We start from the raw sequence: 18350 nt of genomic DNA on the forward strand, positions 1-18350 counted from the left end.
CTTTATGTAAAGGTCAATAGGTAAAAGAAAAAAGTCAGACAAAAATGTCTGACTTTTATTTACTCAACTAATTTTACTACTCTAAGGTGTCACTTTTCTTTTTAAATGGCAAAAATTTTTAGTAATAAATGACAATTTAGAGATTGTCTTATTCTCCTTGTTTAACCAACTATAGGGCTGATTAACTCAAAATAATCTTAAAATCGTTATATGAACACTAAATACTATATTATTTTCTACATTCTACATAGATTCTCTTACCTGGAATAATTGATAGTCCGAATTTCTGCTTTGCTGGATCAATATATTTGAGTACGACTTGATCTAAGTTTACAAGTTCTAAATTATTTAGTATCCATTGCTTAAGTATCTCTTTTCCTTCTTCAAAAGTTCCAACTTCTTTTTGCGATTGAACAGACCAATTATCTTCTTCAATAACAAAAAAGCGTTGTATGGGTTCTTTTCTACCTGTTAAAGCTTCCATCCCCACTCTAGTTATTACTAAAGTTTTTCCAAATAATCTGATTTCCCCTTCAGGTATTTTGTTAGGATATTTTTTCTTCATTTGTCTTACATATCCTGAATCATATCCCCATCTTAAACTAGCTTCAGTCGCAGTCATCAAATCGTTGTCATGTAAATTATATTTCTTTTTCGACATGTTCTCTCCTTTTATACACTATAAAGATTATTAATAATGATATTTTTTATAGTGTATAAAAACAAGTGTTTAATTTGAGTGTACCCTAATTAGACAATAGTGTAGTGTGTCGTTGAAAAATATAGATGTAATTTTTATATTTAATTGACACAGTTTTTTCTAATTATTTGTCATATTCATTAGCTAACAAAAGCCACGAATTTTTTTGATAGATTGAGATATTTAAAAATCTATCAAAAAAATTTGGTTGCTTTTGTCACTCCGCGCTGAAAATTTATGCTATTTATCTAGAAAAATGACAGCTTGAGTAAAAGCTTTTCATATCAATCAAAAAGTAATCATTTACTGGCTCTTTCGAGTAATCAAGCATAACGTTCTCCCCCATTTCAATTCGATTATTCAAACATACGTTCCCTTTTATAAAGGTGAACAATCTAAAATAGCAAAAAAGTCAGACTAATTGTCTGACTTTAAGGATTTAAATAAGATTTAAACTATTTTTTTCTTCAACAATGACAGTAAAAGCTTCCAATTGTTCTAAATTTGATTTGATTTTTTTAAAGGCTTCTACTGATCCCTCTACATCTTTTTCCGTATTGTTATTGTATAATTTTTGATAAGCTCTAATTTCCTGTGTCTCATCGTTAATATCAATTAAATATAAATTTTTAAGAATATAAAGATATGCAGCAGAATTATCAGAAAAAACTGTATCTAATGCTCGCCAATAATTTTCAGGCCACAAAAAATTTTGCCACTGTTTTTTTATAGTTAAATATGTGAGGAAATAAAATTCTTTATTTTTTCCATTTAGAAAATCATCCGATTCAAGCTCTAAATCTGTGTAAATTTGACTAAGATTATAAAAACTAATATATAGAAATCTTTCAAAGAAATACAATCGTTGTGAGAAATCAAAAGAATAGCTATCTAAAATGGGAGTCCATTCATTAATAATTAATTTATGATCACGTGAATCTATTTTATTAATTATCTCTTTGTTTTTATGTTCAATAATGTTATGAACCAAGGCTGATTCACTATTGATTAAAATATTTTTAATAGCAACTTCAAATAGTTTTTCTCTCTTTTCATGTTCAAGGCTATTTAAATTACGAGTAACATACTCATAAACATCATTGTTATAACCACCGTTTTCTATAATTATTGCTTGAAGATTCGGATGATCTAACATTTCTTGACCCTGAACCTCTGTTAAATGAAAAATTTTCTCATACATAAAATATGCTTCTCTTTCACTAGAAAACGGTATAGGATATCCCTCCTGATTTGTTAAAATATCTCGTAATATTTCCCAGTTTTCTTTAGCCAGTACAACTGCAACTTCTTCGGAATTTACTAACCGTTTATATTCAGAAGGATAAAAGAGATATAAAAATATAATCACTAATTGCTGTTCAATTTGAACATAATCTCTTTTTCCTCTTACTTCTAACTCTTGAATAACATAGTAGTGAAACATTTTCCTTTCTCTAAGATTTCTTTTTTCTTCGATAAATAAACTTACAAATAACGGAGAAATACTAATAGATAGTTGTTTTTCAAGTTTTATAAAATATTCATTCCATATATTATCTGGATACAAACTATATGGGAGTTCAATTGTTTGATTAATAATTTTTTGTAAATATTTATCTTCCTCATGTTTAATTTTATCGTATTCACCCACAAAAATTATTGGTAATTTACCATTCAAACAATTGAAAAGCTTGTAAGCACCTTCCTGATTTAATGAAGAGATACGATCAAAATCATCAATGATCAATACTTTATTTTTTAAAAAGTACGCTGAAATTGAAGTTTTAAAAAACTTATAGTAAAAATAATCTGTCTTGTATTTAAAAAATTGCCAAACTGCTGCAAACAATGCAATTAGTGAAGCTAATGGTACTATCCAATTGCTAAACAGTTCCTTATCGATATATCTGACAAAAAATTCACTTAGATTTAAATTTATTGCTGGGGTAATAAGTATTGATATAACTACAGAAAAAATAATTAAAAATTTAAATAAAAAATTAATAACCGGATGTAAATCTGAAAAGGCTATATTTATAACTGTACGTTCATCCATTACGTTCCATAAATTCAAGTAAACAAAATTTTGCTTATTATTATTTTTCGCAATTTTCTCTACTTGTTTTAAGTATTCTGTTTTACCTGCACCCCATTCTCCGTTTAAGAAAAATGTCATATTTTTATTCAACAATTTCGCAAAAAATTCTGCACTCTCTCTCGTATCAATCCAATCTAATGAATCTACTTCATCTTCCTCAATTTGGACTTTTTTATTATAAAAAATTATAAACTTTATTATGAATTGCAAGAAATATAAACAACCAATAAATAATAAAAAACTAAAAAAATTTAGTATCTTAAAAAAACTCAAAATTAAATATACTATGAAAAAGAGTAAGCAAAGCTTGATTAAACCGTTCCTGTTGATAATATTATTTTTCATCATTTTTTGTCTTCCTTGCTTCATTTGTTATACCATATCTCATCCTGTATCTCCTAAATGTTCTTCGATTAATCCCTGTTTTTTCTTCCACTTCTTTGTCTGTAGATCCTTCTAAAAATAATTCAAATGCAAGCTGCAGGCGTGGATCATTTTCTTTATATTTAGGCTTTCCTCCTTTATATTTTCCTTTAGCTTTAGCAAGCGCAATACCTTGCTTCTGTATTTCAAGTATATATTTACGTTCATCTTCAGCCTGGTATTTATATAATTCAATAATCAAGTTATTAAGTAATCGACGGAGATTATCATCGGTAATACCTGTTAACGCTGGTAAATTCAAAACTTCAAGCGTTGCTTTCTTCAATTGAATTAAATTCATTGTTTCCGTTAATTCTTTATTATTACGCCCGAGACGTTTAAGTTCGGTGACTACCACAATATCATCTTCACGAATAAAATTCATCATTTCTTGAAATGCTTCTCGATTTGTATCCTTTCCACTCAACTTGTCAGTAAAAATTTTATCACAGTCAGATAAAAGCTCCAATTGTCGATCTAAATTTTGATCTGTACTACTTACTCGTGCATATCCAATTTTAGCCATAGAAAAAACTCCTTTAAAAATCAAAAATTTTGATCATTATAAAAATTCTGTTGCCCAACTCTGTTGACCTCTTAGAAACTCAAGTATATCATGAACATACAAAAAGTCCAACAGGGTATACTCTGTTGGGCTTTAAAATCAGATTTCTATTTCCTGAGTTAGTAATTTATTTTTTTCATAAAGCACATTTTTCTCTATGAATTCACTTAAAGAACGTATTTCAATCAAATTTCACACTTCCTTTAAGAATTGTTGTGCTAATAATAACACGATACTTTGGATCCAATGATTTAATCTAAACCTACAAATGTTAGAAACATCACAATAAATCCTTTATGATTGACTTTTACTAATTCAAATAGCTCGAGATTCAACATAATATTTTTTGTTGAATTAAAAACAGATATTTAATTTGATTTCATGTAACTCCTCAGTCTTCCATTTTTCTATCATATAAGTTATACTGTAAATAAATAAGGAGCTATGCACTAACATAGCCCCGTTGTAGCCCGTTTAAGACGGTGGCTCAGATTATATAAGTTTTGTAAACCTGTCATCTCTCGCCAAAGATTATGACGGGTTTACTTTTTGTTGTTTTTGCTTATTGTCACCATTAAGGCAACTAGAGCAATGACAAATGATCCAAACTGAACCATTAATCCAATTGCTTCAGCAACAGACAAAAACGCTACTCCCTTCTACGAAGTAGGAAAATGCACATAAGCATCACCCCCTGAGTAGCCACCGTCATAAACTTACTACGCAAATAGTATAGCATACTTCTTTTAGTAATAAACATTCTAATTATAAACTGTAATTGATTTTTCTTTTCCTGTGATAGGAAATATTTTTTTGGTACATTGTCTTCGAGAATGTCCGATAATAAAGACACGTTCTCTATTTTGTGCGACATAATTTTTGCTGTTAAACAATTGCCATTCCACATCGTACCCCAATTCATCCAAGGTTCGTATAATTGTCTCGAACGTAGCCCCTCTTTCATGGTTGAGCAATCCTTTAACATTTTCAAGGAATAGATAGCGTGTTCTGAGAATAGATGCGAACCTTGCAATTTCAAAGAAGAGAGTTCCCCGAGTATCTTCGAAGCCTTTCCGTTTTCCTGCAATCGAGAAAGCCTGACACGGAAATCCTCCACAGGTAACATCGACACTTCCAATTGATCGAATAAACCATATGATACTGTTGTGATGTCATTCATTTCCACCTCTCCTTCAGTGTTATGAATTGCCTTATAACTTTCTCTCGCCTTCGCATCGATTTCGCAAAACCCGACACATTTATGAGCTGTTTTCTCTAACCTCAAACGAAATCCACCCATACCTGCAAATAAATCTAAAAAGGGCTCTGTACTTTTTGATGTTGGTGAAATTCACTAATGTCTTTTTTATGATGTAAAAACATAGAAAAGACACCCTGAAATCCTTTAGAATTAATTTGGCTAACCAATTCATAGGAGGATTCAAGATGTCTTATACTCAGCTTATCAAAGATACCCTAAATATTCTAGACCTAACTATCTATATCGAGGAAAATTATTTAACCAAAGAAAGATATAAAGGGCAAACTTGCTTGATTTACAAAGGTACTCTTCAATACACGTCCGAAGAGTATCCACATTGTCTCAAACCGACGATTGCCTTATTTAGAAAGCTGTTTTCTCGATTGTCCTTAGCGACTCGAAAAGCTGTTGAATTCATTGTTATTGATAGGTATGTGCCTTATGTTTCATTGGTTAAAAAGCTTTTCCCAAATGCTCAGTCAAAAAGAAGAAGCAAGGTTGAACGATGAAAAACGAGTTTGGCGTGCCAGTTTCAAAGATTACTTAACTAAAAGTGAGATTGTCGACCGATTGTTAGCTACTTGTCCCAATCTACGACAAGGCTATCAGTTATATCAAGATGTTCTTTATGCAGTAAAGAAAAGAGATCATTTACTATTTGAGGACTGTTTATCCAGAGAAGTCAGCCAGCTACCTGAAACTTATGCGACAACTTTGCGAACATTTAAAAAGTTTCTGCCACAGATCCAAAATGCCCTCCGCTACAGTTATTCAAACGGACCACTAGAATGTTTAAACAACCATATTAAAGTATTAAAACGCAATGCTTATGGTTTTCGAAATTTTTATCATTTCAAACGTCGGATCATGATTCGACACGGTAAAACCATTTTAACCAAATAAAAAGAACAGAAAGAAGTTTTTCTTCTTTCTGCCCAACTTATTCTAAGATTTCTCTTTACCAACATCATTTGACAAAGAGCCTCTCTTTTAAACTATTTTTTATTTATGAGACAAGCGCTGGTTCATAAATTTTTGAAGAAGTTTCAAAAATGGCTTCTATAGTAGTTAAATCATATACATCCGCATATTTCGCAACCACTTTCCCACATTTTTCTAATATTTCTTCATGATCACTTTCTTGGTATTTTTCCACACATAACACGATACAATTTTCTAATTTATTAATGACTTCACCTACTACTACATGCTTTAAACCAATTGGCTTACACGCATATTTTTGTCCCAAAATGATTTCTTCGTTATCCATATCTCATCCACCTTTAATCGTTCTAACATTTTATAAAATGATAATAACATTAAAATTAGATTATGAAAACCAAAAACCATTATAATTTTAGAAAAAAATCAAAAGAACGACTATTTCGAGCGTTCTTTTGATTTCACTTGTTAAAGTTATTGAATTTTTTAAGAAATAACATCTAAAGGCACGATATCAATAAGCATTTCTACGTATTTCTCAAGATATTCTTGATCAATATGATCATACCCGCCTGTTACACCACAATCAATATCTAGAACGCCAATCAGATGTCCTTCTTTGATCATGGGCACAACGATTTCAGATTGAGCTGCAGAATCACAAGAAATATAGTTTTCATGTTTCTTAACGTCATCAACGATCAATGTAGTTTTTGTTTGTGCTGACTCACCACAAACCCCTTTTCCCATTGTGATCCTAGTACAAGAAACACGACCTTGAAATGGACCCAAAATCAATTCTTCGCCATTATATAAGTAATAACCTGCAAAAACTGTTTCTGGTAATGTCTCGTTCAACAAAGCAGAAGAATTCGCTAAATTTGCTAGCCAATGATCTTCTGCCTCTAATAATCCTTTTTGCTGTAATAATAAAATTTGATAGGCATCTTCTTTTTGCTTTTCTGTCCACAACATCTCAACCACTCCTTCTATGAAAAAATTATAGCTTAGAAATGATTTGCTGACTAGTCATTGAGAAAAAAACTGACCTTACTAGACAGAAAGACGGGAAAAGAACGTTCTTCAAATATAAAATACTTTCATTATTAATTTTTAGCACGGACTCATTAGAAAATTATTCCGCTTGCTGGATCTCTTGTTCCAAGTTTGCATAATCTATTGTCGTTCCAATAAACGTTGGATCATCGCTGGGAAAATGTTGAACAAGTGTTTCGATTTTACTGATTTCGACAGTGCCTTTTGTCAGCTCAAAATCAATGACATGCCCTCCGAATTGTTTAGCATCATCGATATAGTGCAAATGAAATCCAGCAGCTGCTACTCCTTGAAACAATTCTGGCGTATAAAATCCAACTAACGTTCCTTGACTATTTGTTTCATGAAATTCAGGTTGAGACTCTGATATTTTTGCTAATCTTCGGTAAGGCTTTTCTTGTTTTGGCATAATACGTGTGTGGACTGTTTTAAACAGCCCAGTAATTTTTATCGCTAAGAATAAGTTGTTTCCTGCTTGACTGGCTAAAATTGATTGTTTTAATTCTTCGACTTTTGTTTGATTTTCGACTTCAAACCGTCCATCTGCAATGAATGGGGTGATTGCTGCATAAGGAGTGGTTTCTTTTCCTGTCAGCTTAACAACTACTCCATCTGAACGCCCTTGATAAGCTTCGCCATCTAGGAAGATGACTTCCCCATCTAACCCATGTAGCGTTCCCAAACCTAAAGTCCCGTGTTTGAGTATCTGTTCAATCGTCTCAGTACCATCCATTAGTCCTGCCATCAATGCTCCTAGTGTTCCATGTTGAAAAAGTATTCTTTCACTCATCTTAGCATCTCCTTAATAGAATTGATCTGGTAAAATCGTTTCACCAAGTTTTTCATTATCACGGTAGTCGATTGGAATATCGATGATAACTGGACCTTGCGTTTTAAATCCTTCTTCTATTGCTTGTTCCAACTCAGCAACAGAGGTCACACGAAGCCCCTTAGCACCAAAAGCTTCTGCATATTTTACAAAATCAACTGGGCCAAAATCCACACCGGAAGCTCGTTGGTATTTCATGATTTCTTGAAATTCTACCATATTGTAACGACCATCGTTCCAAATCAAATGAATGATCTTCAAATTTTTACGAACAGCTGTTTCTAGATCTTGAGCAGAAAATAAGAAACCACCATCACCAGATACCGAAATGATTTGTGTTTTAGGACGTACTAATGCAGCGGAGATTGCCCATGGCAAAGCAACGCCTAGTGTCTGCATCCCATTGCTAAATAATAGATGTCTTGCTTCATAACTTCTAAAATGACGTGCCATCCAAATGTAGTGACTACCTACATCTACAGTAACAGTCATCTCATCTGTCACTTTATTTTGGAGTGTATTAATGACTTCTAGAGGATGTAAAATTCCTTCGCGGCCTTTTGTTGGCACAATATCACGCTCAGTTAATTTATTTTGCAAAAAGGCTAAGTATTCTTTCGCATCACGTGACACTTGATGCGGTGTTAAAGAATCCGTCAACAGATCCAATGTTTCAGAGATATCCCCGATTAATTCTCTTTCTGGCTGCATGTAAGAATCAATCTCAGCTGGTGTTTCATCAATAACGATTACTCGAGCATCTTTTTCAGCATTCCAGTTTCTTGCTTCATATTCGATTGGATCATAACCAATCGCAATCACTAGATCACTTCGTTTCAATAACATATCTCCTGGTTGATTTCTAAACAAACCGACTCTGCCAAAGAAATAGTTTTCTAATTTTCTAGAGATCACACCAGCGGCTTGGAAAGTTTCTACCACCGGCAAGCCTGTTTTTGCTACTAATCTACGGATCGCTGCTGTTTCTTTTTTACTTGAACCTCGCATCCCGATTAATAAAACAGGTAATTTCGCTTCTTGAATACGTTCCGCTAAATAATCGATATCGCCAGCAGAAGCAGAACCTAATTGTGGATCTTTTAGAGGTTTGATGACTTCATTTTTTACAGTCGCATCTACCACATCTTGTGGGATACTAATAAAGCTTGCTCCTTTTTTCGAACTTTTAGCCATTCGATAAGCATTGGCAATCACTTCTGAAATTGTTTCTGGATCTTGAATTTCTGCACTATATTTAGTGATTGGCTGAAATAAAGCAGCATTGTCCATACTTTGATGAGTTAATTTAAGTAGATCGCTTCGTTTGACTTGTCCTGCAATTGCAAGAACCGGATCACCTTCAGCCGTAGCGGTCACTAGCCCAGTTGCTAAATTACTAGCTCCAGGACCACTAGTAGCAATGACGACGCCTGGCTCGCCTGTGATCCGTCCAATTGCTTGAGCCATAAAAGCGGCATTTTGTTCATGTCTCGTAACGATTAATTCTGGTCCTTGATCTTCTAACTCATTAAACACCCCATCGATTTTTGCTCCTGGAATCCCAAAAACATATTCGACTTGGTGATTTGCTAAACTTTCTACTACAGCTCTAGAACCTTGTTTCATTTCATCATCCATTACAATATTACTCCTTTTTCATTAAACATTCTCTCGAAAAACGCTTTTTTATTAGTACAGTTTTACAAACTGTTTCACAAAAAGAGTGTAACACAAATTTTTTCATTTGTGTAGTAATATGAAAAATAAGCTGTAGTTTCAGAAAAATTCATGAAACTACAGCTCATTTGATTAGCGATACGATTTTCCCCAAATAGCTAACCCAAGCAATCTCTCATCGATTTGCGCAACTTCAGGCAGTAGCCCCCATAAACAATAACCATTTTTTTCAAATAAACGTTGACTCGCTTGATTACTATCAAAAATAAAAGCTAGCACTGTTTCAATGTTTAAGTGAGGGAGCTGTTTTTCTACAAAGTTCACAGCGTATTGCCCAATACCTCTATGTTGATAGACCTCATCAATATAAATACTGATTTCTACCGTTCGATCATAGGCAGGTCGTCCATAAAAATCGCTCAAACTGATCCAACCAATGATTACTCCTGCTTCTTGCATGATCCATAGTGGGCGTTTCTTAGGATCATGGGCTTCAAACCATGCCAATTTATCCTCGATAGTTACGGGCGTTACATCGGCAGTTGATTGTTTCGTTAAAATCGATTGATTGTAAATCTCCACGATGCGAGGTAGATCTTCTTTAGCTGCTATAGAATAACGGATCATATAGTACACACCTTTTTTTGTTTAAAAACTATTATACCAGTTCAAATTTTTAAGACAAGAATCTACTGATAAGATCACTAATCAAAACAAACACGTTTTTTAGCAAATGATAGTTTTTACTTATTTTTATTACGTTTGTATTGATGAATGATTTTTAACGCTCTTTTTTTCGTTTTGATATTGGGGCTCTTTAGCCGACGGTAGGCACTCGCTAAGTCTTGTTTTTCCATTGCTTTCTCCCTTTTTCAAGTCTATTTTTATCAAATAAACCGTTCACGAACTCAAATAGTAATGATTACGATTTATACAAACAATATAACTTCACCCAAAAAATTTGTCAATAAAAAATAAAATGAAATAACGATTATTTTATAATGTAAACAGCAAACAAAGATGGTATTATAAAGTAACAAAAAATTATCAAGGTGAGAAAATGAATAACACTCAATTAACGCTATATATATCCCTGGTCAAATTCCTCGGACAAGCTTTAGGGGAAAACTATGAAGTGGTTCTTCATCATCTGGAAGAAGGTCATTTTCATATCGCTGCCATTGAAAACAATCATATAAGTGGACGAGATATCCATTCTCCTGTTACTGGTTTCGCTTTAGAAATGGTGCGCTCAAAGAAATATCTTAAACAAGATTATTTAGTCAACTATGATGCACAAACAATCAACGGGAAAAAATTAAGAGGTGCCACTTTTTTTATACGCAATGATCAGCAGAAGATAGTCGGATTACTTTGCATTAATCAAGATATCAGCAAATATCAGTCACTCTCAAAGGAGATACTCGCATTAGCTGGCTTATCAACAGAAAAACAACCACTTGCAGTGTTTGATACGAATCACCTCCCCGAATCCGTTGAGATCTTGGAAGAAACCATTGAAGGGATTATCTACTCTATCGTCCCCTCCGATCTCTTGGACAAACAAACTCCTTTAAATAAAGAGTTGAAAATTAAAATCATTCGCCAATTAAATGAAAAAGGAATCTTCCAAATCAAAGGCGCTGTTTCACAAGTGGCTAAGATTCTCAACATATCAGATCCCAGCGTTTATCGTTACCTGAAGATTGCTGAAGGAGAAAAGTAAAGAGATGGCGAAAGCATCGGTTACCTCCAATGACAATAAGCAAGCATTTTTTTAACAGCTTCTCAGACATGATGGGCTTTGAAACTAAAGACGGCACTCCTCTTCACTAAGGAGTGCCGTCTTATTTCTTGGTTGTTTCACTTTTGAAACAGATGAAGGCTATTGTAAAAACGATCCAATCAGCGAGTTGGTATCAACTCATTACCTAGATATCGTTTGATCACTAATTGAACACATAACTTTTCCCATTGTCTATTACTCTTCTTCATTTTTTTTATTCAATGGTGCCAAAAACGCTTGTTTATCAAATGTTCCTTCCCACTTATCTACCATAATCGCAGAAACCATTGAGCCTGCGACGTTCAACATGGTACGTCCCATATCAACAATCGGATCGATACCAAATATCGCTCCAATACTTGTGATCGTGTGTCCAAACCCTAAGCCATTAAGAGTAACTGTCGCCGCAACGGTCGCCGTACCAGGCACACCAGCAATTCCGATGGATCCTACCGTAACGACAACGACCACCAAGAAATAAAAGGATAGATCCATTTCTGCGCCAACAGCTGATCCCATTAAAACACCAAGCATAGCAGGGAATACACCAGCACAACCATTCATACCAATCGAAGTTCCTAAAGTAGCAACAAAATTTGCCGTTTCTTGAGATACACCTAGATCTTCTTCCAGATTTTTCAAAGTATAAGGTAAAGTTCCTACACTTGAACGGGAAGAAAAAGCAAACAATAGTGTCGTAAATGCTTTTTTGTAAAAAACAATTGGATTCACACCCATGAATAGTAATAAAATGACATAAACGATCAACATCAAAAGAACACCAGTATATAGAGCTGCAATAAATCCGATCATTCCCATAATTGCTTGAATCCCTCTAGAAATAATTGTATTACTTACTAAAGCAACAACCCCATACGGCATCAACTTGATCACGTTAGTTAAAACGGAAATGACGGTTACTTTTAATGAGTCCAACAACGTAACAAAAGGTGCCACTTGATCCGGTTTTTTGACTTGTAAGAAGCGAATAGCTCCAGCAAACATAGCCGCTATGATCACAACCGATACAATACTCCCATTATCCCCCATCACACTAACAATATTGTTAGGTATCAGTTTCAAGAAAAATTCCGGGAAACTTTGCGAAGCAATATTACTAATGCTTTCTGCTTTGTCTGCTGCCAAGTCTCCAGCAAACTCTGCACCGTTAAGCCGATAGAGTTTGACAACCGCAATCCCCAATGCCGCAGAGATAGCTGTAGTCCCTAGTAATGTTGCAAAAGTTTTTCCCGTCAAATATTTTAACCGTTCTCCTTTGACATCAATCACTACTTTGATGATCGATAAGAACACGACAGGAATAGCTAGCAACTGGATCATCTTCAAGAATCCTGAACCAACTAAGGCATACCAGGCATTGATTTCCGTTCGAGCAAATTCGGTATAAATTTCGCTATCGGAACCAATCAAATCAATGACAACCCCTAAAAGCAAACCAAGAATAAGAGCATAAATCATTCGTTTTGAGAAATTAATCCGTTTGTCTTTGAGGTACTTCATTACCCCGAGGGATAGAATCAGCAAAGCGATTCCTCCCGCAGTATAATAATTACTTACTTTCAGAAATTGAGTAAAAAAAGGTGCATCGATCAATTTATTCATCCCCTTTATTTTGCAGTATTTGCTACAACATTTAGTGCTTCCCACGTAGAAGAAAAAGGTGGTGCATAAGCAAAATCAACAAATCCTAATTCTTCAGTCGTTATTTGAGCGTGTATCGCAACAGCTAAGCCAGTCGCACGAAGAACTGTTTCATTTTTCCCGAATAGTTGGGCGCCATACAACACTTTTGTTTGTCGGTCATAAACCAGTTTGATCATGATTTTTTCTTGAGTTCCATAATAATTCGAGTGATTCATTGTCTCAATACAAGTCGTTTTGATATCTAATCCTTTTTCTCTTGCCATTTTTTCAGTGATACCAGTCGCTGCTGCCTCATACTCTCCTACTTTGATCGCACTGCTGCCTAATGTCCCTGAATATTCCTGCATCTGTACACCGCTAAGATTGATCCCAACGATCCGTCCCATTTTATTCGCTGTAGTCGCTAAAGGAAGGTAAATATCCCCTAAGATTCGATGGGGAATCGAAGCACAGTCACCTGCCGCAAATACATCTTTTTGAGACGTTCTCCCATATGTATCGATTTTAATTGCACCATTTCCTAACAATTCCAATTGATCATTCAAAAAGCTGGTATTAGGAACAAATCCAGCAGCAACGATCACCGCATCCGCCTGATAACTTCCTCTATTCGTTTTGACAGCTACCACTTGTTCATGATTTTTTTCGATCTCTAGAACAGACTCCTCCAAGGAAACCCTTACATTTTCTTCTTCAATAGCTTCTTTAATTTTAGTAGAAAATTCCGGATCAAATGAACGATTCATCAAGTGAGGAGCCATCTCGATCAAATGAATATTTTTTCCTGCTTTCGTTAACTGATCAGCTACTTCAATGCCAATAAATCCACCACCCAGGATGACAATATTTTGATAATTTGATAATTCTTGCTGTAGTCGTTTGACTTCATTAAGTTTTGTAATCGTATATACATCACTGGAATCAATACCAGCAATGTTAGGAACAAACGGCTTTGCACCGACAGCCAGCATCAGACGATCATAAGTTTCATGACTCACTTCATTTGTACTTAAATTTTTTACAGCTAACGTTTTAGTGGCAAATTCGATTGATTCTACTCGATGGCGCAACAATAATTTAATTCCTAAACGTTCGATTTGTTCAGGCGTTCGAGCAAACATCTCTTGTTCATCATTAAATTCTTCACCTAAATAATAAGGAAGCCCACAAGCGCCGAAAGAGATATAATCCTCTTGTTCAATCACGATGATTTCTGCATCTGGATTGACTCTCTTTGCTTTGGCCGCTGCGCTCATTCCTGCAGCAATTCCACCAATGATTATTATTTTCATTCTTTCTTCCTCTTTTCTTATGCTTTAGATAAAACCCATTCGATTTCTATTAAAGCATCTTTTGGTAAGGCAACGACTTGAAAAGCTGATCGTGCTGGGAAACGTTCACCAAAGTGTTCTGCGTACACTTGATTAAATGCTTCAAAATGATTCATATCAGTTAGAAAACAAGTCGTTTTAACCACTTGATTCATGGTCAAGTCTAGCTCCTCCAACACTTGTGATATATTGATCATGATTTGGTTCGCTTGTGCTTTAATCTCTTCAGAAACGATTTCACCAGTGGTTGGATCGATTGGTAACTGTCCAGAAACAAAGATCAAGTCTCCCGCCACGCGATATTTTTCATACGGTAATTTGTTGCTACTCATTCTTTTCCTCCTTTAATAATTTTTTATCATAGAATACAATTACACTAAAAAATTATCATATATTTTTAAGGCAGTCAACCACTTTCAGAGTTTTTAAAAACCGCAAAAATTCTTTTATTTAAAATAAAATTATAAAAACTAATGTTATTTAAAATCTAACGCAAGCAATTAATTTCATTGATAATTTTTTATCAAGAAAGCGTTGACATAACGGAAATGAATGTGTTATTTTTGAGATACATGAAGTAGGTTTGGAGGAAACCCATATGAATATCAATACAAAAATTCTACACGATTACCCAGTCATCGACCCAGTTACAGGCGCATCGTCGATACCTAAATATCAAACTTCCACGTTTCTCATCAAAAAAATGTCTTCACTCACACAGGTTTTAGTTACACTCGTTTTGGTAACCCTACTGTCGAAGCGGCGGAAAAATGTATTGCTTCATTAGAAAACGCGCAGTTCGGTTTAGCCTTTTCATCAGGAATGGCTGCTATTAACGCTGTCCTGTTCCTTTTATCCAAAGGAGATCATTTAGTACTAGGTAAAAATATTTATGGTGGAACCTTCCAAAGCATCCATCTTTTCTTAGCTCGTTTCGGGATCGATTGCACTTTTGTTGATGAAACGGATATTGATTCTTGGCAAAAAGCGATTAAAAAAGAAACAAAAATGTTTTACATTGAAACTCCTTCCAATCCATTATTAACAATCACTGATATAAAGAAAGTGACTGAATTGGCTAACGAGTATCAGATCTTAACAGTTGCAGATAATACATTTATGACACCCATTTCACAACATCCTTTAGATTTAGGTGTTGATATCGTGATACATAGTGCAACAAAGTTTATCAATGGACATAGTGACATTGTTGCAGGTTTGGTCGCTACAAATAACGAGGAGCTGTATCAGCAATTAAAGGAACATCAAAAAGCACTGGGCGGGATTTTAGGTCCTGAAGATGCTTGGCTACTATTGCGCGGCGTTAAAACGCTGGGGTTAAGAATGGAAAAATCAGTTCGAAACGCTAGTGAATTAGCTAACTTTCTCGTCAATCATCCGAAAGTAACAAACGTTTATTATCCTGGTCTTGAACAGCATGCTGGACATTCGATCCATCAAAAACAATGCGAAGACTGTGGTGCTATTTTGTCATTTGAAGTAGATTCAGTTAAGCAAATTGAAACCTTATTCACACACTGTCGTGTACCAATCGTCGCTGTCAGTCTCGGCGGTGTGGAATCCATCCTTTCTTATCCTTGGGCGATGTCTCATGCCAGTATGCCTGAAAAGGATCGATTAGCGATGGGTGTCACTGAAACTTTAGTTCGGCTTTCATGCGGGATCGAAGATGTAGAAGATTTGATCGCTGATCTTGATGATGCGTTAAATGCTATGTAGTTTCACTCACTATCTGATATTCATGGTGAGTTCTATCATCGAAAATAAGCCGGATAATCCCCAAATAGTTCCTCCTATTTGGGATTATCCGGCTTATTTCTTAGAGTTAGACACTTCCGACATGCCTTCTTTTTCATCAAATTTTTTTATTCCATCATTGGTAAAAATTTCAGAACTGTTTTATTTAGGCTGTAAAAGTTCTCTTAACCAACTGTTGGCTAACATGGACTAATATCTTATTGTTCTAATAAATACCGATCGTAATTCTCGATTTTCTTATGTAATCGTGTTAAACACTCTTGCATCTCATCGATCTTTTGAATCAAATGCTGTCTTTCTGTCATCAATAATTGCTTCCTAGCAGCAATTGTCTGGTCTCCTTGCTTACACAATTTATTGTATTCGATCAACGACTCAATGGATAAACCAGCATTTCTCATACAAATTGTAAAATCTACCCAGTTGAGGTCTTCTTCTGTATAATCACGGATTCCGCCTTTCGTGCGATGTACAGGCGGAATGAGACCAATTTTCTCATAATAACGCAATGTATCGGGCGAGATCCCTTTCGCTTCGCTCACTTGTTTGATGTTCATAGTTGATATCTCCTTTTTTCTGCTCCATCTCGTTCATAATTGACTAGCCTAACATTTATCTGCTTGGCCAAAACCAATAAACGAATGGAGATTTATGCATGATCATCGTCGCATTTGAAACAACGTACAAAAAATGATCTAGTCTTTCGGCTCTCACTATAAGGGATTTTTCTCAAAAAAGCTAGCAGACCTAAAAAATTCGAGAAGTAACGAACCATACAGCTCCTGTTACTCCTACGAATTTTCTCTTATCATTCACTCGTACATCAAGATGTGGATTTTATTCTTTGTACACGAAATGCTTGATTCTTTGCTAAATAAAAAGGGCGTAAGTATGCAACCGTGTTGGAAAGCGGTAAAATATCTTTACTTAAATCAATGTTTAGCACTTCTTTCAAATACGTTTGACGAATCATAATGCGTTGCCATAATTCTGGATACTTTTCTTTGATTTTTGCTTGCAGTGCCTCATCAGCTAATACCACACATTCTTCCGCACTAACACCTGTATAACCCGGAACTGAAGGAATGATATCTAGTTGAAAAATCATCCCACTTTCAAGTATTTCTTGCGACTCTTGATAAATAGGTGAAGCTAACCACTCTTCATCTGCTGTCAAGTGACCAGGATTTAAATGCCAATGGAACTGTTTTTTTGGTAAAACAGTCTCAACTAGTTGATAAACTTCTTCGCCTCTCATCCCCACTTTGATTGTTTCTAACCAATGAACAATTGCTTGAAAATAAGGTTTAGCCACTTTTTCTAAATAATCCGCTTGCTCTGACGGAAGTTGTTTTTCATGTTCGATGACAAACCCTGTTCTGCTAGATAGACCACCTTTAAACCCAGTAGTTAAAGACAACGCATCCCCAAGTTTAATTGTTTTATCGGTTGGGTAAAGATTAGCATATTCGAAACGTTGCCCTGTCGCAGCAATTGTCACTACCGTGTTCGGTTGTCCTTTTCCATTTAACAATGCTCCAATTTCAGACTCTTTTACACCTACTTCAATCTTGTTTAGTGCTTGTAACATGCAACTAGAAGCTAGATTGGCACCAAATTCATAATGAGCGATCTCATTGGCGTTATTTGTTCTCCGTATTCCTTTTTCCCCGATCAACAGCGAACTAGCATTTAGTAGTTCAGTCGTTTCACCTTTTGCTTTTTCGATTGCTTCAATAATAAAGTGAGGAACATCGAATAGCTTGGTCGCTTCTTTCTTCCGTGTAGTAAACATTTTCCAACCAACTACCCCGATTTTTTTCTTTTCAACGAACCCTAACGAGGTAAATAATTGTTCTAAAGGTTGTTCGTGATCCATTGGTTGATTCGGCAATGAAAAAGGTGGATAATGAACCAATTCTGATTGGATTCGTGCATGTTTACATAGTTTCAGATTTTCATTTCCCAAAATCAAGGTACTTTTTCCACTATCTTCCATAACAAATAATCCTTCTTCAAACCGTGGAATAAATCCCGTAAAATATTCAAAATTGCTACCATGCTCACGATCTGCATAAATGATTAGTGTGTCAATCGCTTCTTCTCTCATCCTTTGTATCATTCGTTTTTTTCTCATCTCAATCGTTTCATCTGTTAAGAAAACCGGTGAGACATCTGCAAATTTTTTCGGCTCAGTCAACACATCTAAAATTATATTTTTCTTTTCCATACTTACTC

16 protein-coding genes and 3 pseudogenes are annotated in these 18350 nt (G+C 34.9%); 3 read left to right on the forward strand and 16 right to left on the reverse strand.

The window, feature by feature from the left end; genetic code table 11:
- Positions 1-229: 229 nt before the first annotated feature.
- The 5 genes and pseudogenes from AB3I12_RS07870 to AB3I12_RS07890 all read right to left on the reverse strand — a co-directional run.
- On the reverse strand, positions 230-661 hold the full coding sequence (locus AB3I12_RS07870; protein ID WP_155727575.1) for a helix-turn-helix domain-containing protein: 432 nt from the start codon (positions 659-661) through the stop codon (positions 230-232).
- A gap of 478 nt (positions 662-1139) precedes the next feature.
- On the reverse strand, positions 1140-3146 hold the full coding sequence (locus tag AB3I12_RS07875) for a P-loop NTPase fold protein (protein WP_368015650.1): 2007 nt from the start codon (positions 3144-3146) through the stop codon (positions 1140-1142).
- Positions 3133-3747 (reverse strand): recombinase family protein, encoded by a 615-nt coding sequence (locus AB3I12_RS07880; RefSeq protein WP_063627339.1) that lies wholly within the window; start codon positions 3745-3747, stop codon positions 3133-3135. The genes AB3I12_RS07875 and AB3I12_RS07880 overlap by 14 nt, the downstream gene beginning before the upstream one ends.
- Before the next feature lie 581 nt (positions 3748-4328).
- Complete coding sequence (locus AB3I12_RS07885) at positions 4329-4430, reverse strand: putative holin-like toxin (RefSeq protein WP_081248828.1); 102 nt, start codon at positions 4428-4430, stop codon at positions 4329-4331.
- Between the two features lie 153 nt (positions 4431-4583).
- Positions 4584-5086: pseudogene (locus AB3I12_RS07890) on the reverse strand (DNA cytosine methyltransferase); the annotation flags it as partial.
- A 146-nt stretch (positions 5087-5232) separates the two neighbouring features.
- Between AB3I12_RS07890 and AB3I12_RS07895 the strand changes: the two are divergent.
- A pseudogene (locus tag AB3I12_RS07895) lies at positions 5233-5950 on the forward strand (transposase).
- 103 nt (positions 5951-6053) lie between these two features.
- Here the strand turns inward: AB3I12_RS07895 and AB3I12_RS07900 are convergent.
- The 6 genes from AB3I12_RS07900 to AB3I12_RS07925 all read right to left on the reverse strand — a co-directional run bounded on the left by AB3I12_RS07900 (position 6054) and on the right by AB3I12_RS07925 (position 10408).
- Entirely contained in the window at positions 6054-6317 is a 264-nt protein-coding gene (locus tag AB3I12_RS07900; RefSeq protein WP_063627342.1) for a hypothetical protein, read from the reverse strand.
- A gap of 158 nt (positions 6318-6475) precedes the next feature.
- Positions 6476-6961, reverse strand: coding sequence for a GAF domain-containing protein (locus AB3I12_RS07905; RefSeq protein WP_025480112.1), 486 nt, complete (start codon positions 6959-6961; stop codon positions 6476-6478).
- Between the two features lie 163 nt (positions 6962-7124).
- Positions 7125-7835 carry an acetolactate decarboxylase gene (budA, locus tag AB3I12_RS07910; protein WP_063627343.1) on the reverse strand — a complete coding sequence of 237 codons (711 nt, stop codon included), beginning with the start codon at positions 7833-7835 and terminating at the stop codon, positions 7125-7127.
- A gap of 12 nt (positions 7836-7847) precedes the next feature.
- Positions 7848-9512 carry an acetolactate synthase AlsS gene (gene alsS, locus AB3I12_RS07915; RefSeq protein ID WP_063627344.1) on the reverse strand — a complete coding sequence of 555 codons (1665 nt, stop codon included), beginning with the start codon at positions 9510-9512 and terminating at the stop codon, positions 7848-7850.
- Positions 9513-9683: 171 nt separating this feature from the next.
- Positions 9684-10178, reverse strand: coding sequence for a GNAT family N-acetyltransferase (locus AB3I12_RS07920; RefSeq protein ID WP_010718432.1), 495 nt, complete (start codon positions 10176-10178; stop codon positions 9684-9686).
- 116 nt (positions 10179-10294) lie between these two features.
- Complete coding sequence (locus AB3I12_RS07925) at positions 10295-10408, reverse strand: putative metal homeostasis protein (RefSeq protein WP_010718433.1); 114 nt, start codon at positions 10406-10408, stop codon at positions 10295-10297.
- A 203-nt stretch (positions 10409-10611) separates the two neighbouring features.
- Here AB3I12_RS07925 and AB3I12_RS07930 point away from each other — a divergent pair, with 203 nt between their 5' ends.
- Positions 10612-11277, forward strand: a complete 666-nt coding sequence (locus AB3I12_RS07930) for a transcriptional regulator (protein WP_010737898.1) — start codon at positions 10612-10614, stop codon at positions 11275-11277.
- A 255-nt stretch (positions 11278-11532) separates the two neighbouring features.
- On the opposite strand, the gene AB3I12_RS07935 is transcribed toward AB3I12_RS07930, so the two are convergent.
- Genes AB3I12_RS07935 through AB3I12_RS07945 form a run of 3 tightly spaced genes read right to left on the reverse strand, consistent with a single transcriptional unit; the run spans position 11533 to position 14665 of the window.
- A complete protein-coding gene (locus tag AB3I12_RS07935) occupies positions 11533-12951 on the reverse strand; it encodes a cation:dicarboxylase symporter family transporter (RefSeq protein ID WP_034700793.1) in 1419 nt (472 codons plus the stop codon).
- A 14-nt stretch (positions 12952-12965) separates the two neighbouring features.
- On the reverse strand, positions 12966-14294 hold the full coding sequence (locus tag AB3I12_RS07940) for a CoA-disulfide reductase (protein WP_063627345.1): 1329 nt from the start codon (positions 14292-14294) through the stop codon (positions 12966-12968).
- Positions 14295-14311: 17 nt separating this feature from the next.
- Positions 14312-14665, reverse strand: a complete 354-nt coding sequence (locus AB3I12_RS07945; protein ID WP_010737901.1) for a Rid family detoxifying hydrolase — start codon at positions 14663-14665, stop codon at positions 14312-14314.
- A 266-nt stretch (positions 14666-14931) separates the two neighbouring features.
- On the opposite strand from AB3I12_RS07945, the pseudogene AB3I12_RS07950 reads away from it, so the two are divergent.
- Positions 14932-16073 (forward strand): annotated as a pseudogene (locus AB3I12_RS07950) (PLP-dependent aspartate aminotransferase family protein).
- Between the two features lie 236 nt (positions 16074-16309).
- On the opposite strand, the gene AB3I12_RS07955 reads toward AB3I12_RS07950, so the two are convergent.
- Complete coding sequence (locus tag AB3I12_RS07955) at positions 16310-16669, reverse strand: MerR family transcriptional regulator (protein WP_010718439.1); 360 nt, start codon at positions 16667-16669, stop codon at positions 16310-16312.
- A 266-nt stretch (positions 16670-16935) separates the two neighbouring features.
- Positions 16936-18342, reverse strand: coding sequence for a Xaa-Pro peptidase family protein (locus tag AB3I12_RS07960; RefSeq protein WP_063627347.1), 1407 nt, complete (start codon positions 18340-18342; stop codon positions 16936-16938).
- Positions 18343-18350 lie beyond the last annotated feature (8 nt).

Origin of the sequence: Enterococcus sp. C65, assembly GCF_040887165.1 — a bacterium.
Taxonomy (GTDB): Bacteria; Bacillota; Bacilli; order Lactobacillales; family Enterococcaceae; genus Enterococcus_B; species Enterococcus_B hirae.